Source organism: Mesorhizobium sp. M8A.F.Ca.ET.021.01.1.1, assembly GCF_003998025.1.
Classification (GTDB): Bacteria; Pseudomonadota; Alphaproteobacteria; order Rhizobiales; family Rhizobiaceae; genus Mesorhizobium.
This window is the reverse complement of the sequence record NZ_RZSJ01000847.1, coordinates 1-1,833: the sequence shown is the minus strand read 5'-3', so window position 1 is coordinate 1,833 and position 1,833 is coordinate 1. Positions and strand designations below refer to the sequence as shown.

Below are 1,833 nucleotides of genomic sequence, written 5' to 3'. Positions count from 1 at the left end.
ATTGAGTTCGATCTCGACGGCGCGTTTTGCCTGGCCGATCGCCTCGGTCAGCACGCCATGGATCGAGGGCATGCAGCGGATCGAGAGCGGATCCTGTAGGGTGGTGGGCGCCGGCGCTTCGTCGCGGGCGAGAAGATCGTGCAGCGCCTTGGCGGCTTCCTGCTGGCCAGCGGCTGGCCGCGCCATGTGCAGGCGCGGGTCGAGGATGGTGCGGTTGGCGCCAAACCCTTCCATGGTCAGCGCGCCGGCCTGCTGCTGCTGGTCAAGGGCCGACAACGCGTCCGTGACCACAAGCGAGCCGCCGCCGGCGGAGACGGCGGAAGCGTTGATCAGCGACAGCCCATCCTTGGGCGCCAGGCCGATGGGGCCGAGACGGGCCATCATCAGCGCCTTGACCGCCGGCATGCGCCTTCCCTGATAATCGGCTTCGCCTTCGCCGATCAGCAGGCGGGCGATCGCGGTCATCAGCACCAGGTCGCCGGCGCCGATGGAGCCGAGCGACGGCATCACCGGATGGACGCCGGCGTTGAGGACATCGACCAGGGCAACGAACACTGCGGGCGACAGGCCGGAGCCGCCCGCCGACAGCATCGTCAGGCGGGCGAGCATGGTTGCCCGCACGGTTTCGACCGGCAGGGCCCCGCCGACCGCGCCGCTGCGGCCTTCGAGCAACTGGCGCTGGAAGGCGCTGGCGTCACCCTCGACCGACGTGCCGAGATTGGCGCCGAGACCGGTGTTCAGGCCGTAGATCTGCTGGCCCGAGGCCGCGGCCTGGTCGAGCACCTTTCGCGCCTTCTCCAGCCCGCCGATGACATCGGCTCCGATTTCCACCTTGCGCGCCTCGCGGGCGACGGCGGCGACATCGCCGACGCTGACGCCGGCTCCGGTGAGGACGAGCGCGCTCATGCGAAGCGTAGCCTCTGGCCGATGCCTTGCGCCTGTGCCTTGGCCAGCATCGCCTTGCCAAGCGCGATGTCGGACAGCGACAGGCCACGATGCCAGAACAGGATGGTTTCGTCGTCGCTCTGCCGTCCCGGCCTCAGGCCGGCGGCGATCTGGCCGAGTTCGGCATGCAGCGTCGTCTCGCTCAGCCGCCCGGTCTCGACATGGGCGCGCAGCGAGCCGAACTTGCCGCCCTTGCACTGGCCCCAATCGTCGACGACCATCTTCTGCATGATGTCGGTCAGCGACAGCTCCACCGCGCTCATCGTGCCATAGGGCACCACCAGCGCGCCGGGCTTGATCCATTCGGTCTTGAGCAGCGGTTGCGGCTCCGGCAGGCGCGAGGCCTCGACGACAATGTCGGCCCCTTCGACGCAGCTTTTCCAGTCGGCCACGGCAGTGACCGTCTTGCCGAGGGCGGCCGACAATTTGGCGGCAAAGCCGTCGCGGCTTTCCGGCCGGCGCGAGTGGACGCGGATTTCGTCGAAATCGAAGAGATGGTCGAGCAGGCGCACGTTCCAGTAGGCGGTGCCGCGCGCGCCGATATGGGCCAGCACTTTCGAGTTCTTGCGCGCCAGATGTTTGGCGCCGATGGCGGTGACGGCGCCGGTGCGCATGTCGGTGATGACGGTGGCGTCGAGGATGGCGCGCGGGGTACCGGTGCGCGGATCGAACAGATTGAGGATGCCGAATTCCGAAGGCAGGCCGTGAAGGTAGTTGTCGACATAGTCGCCGACGATCTTGACGCCGGCGGCGTCGAGCGGCGCGACGTAGCCGCGCAGGACATTGAAATGGCCGTGGAAGGACGGGTCGGGTTCGAGGTGGACACGCGGCTCGATCACCGTCTGGCCCTTGCCTTGTGCGATGAGCCCGGCCTCGACCGCACCGATG

At 68.3% G+C, this 1,833-nt stretch carries 2 protein-coding genes; both read right to left on the bottom strand.

Annotated features, from left to right (window positions below; translation table 11 throughout):
* On the bottom strand, positions 1-906 hold a 906-nt coding region (locus tag EOA36_RS34680; RefSeq protein WP_145969489.1), incomplete at its 3' end, for an aromatic amino acid lyase.
* Positions 903-1,833 (bottom strand): ornithine cyclodeaminase family protein (locus tag EOA36_RS34675; RefSeq protein ID WP_145969488.1); only part of this gene is annotated, 931 nt, incomplete at its 5' end. The genes EOA36_RS34680 and EOA36_RS34675, both read right to left, overlap by 4 nt.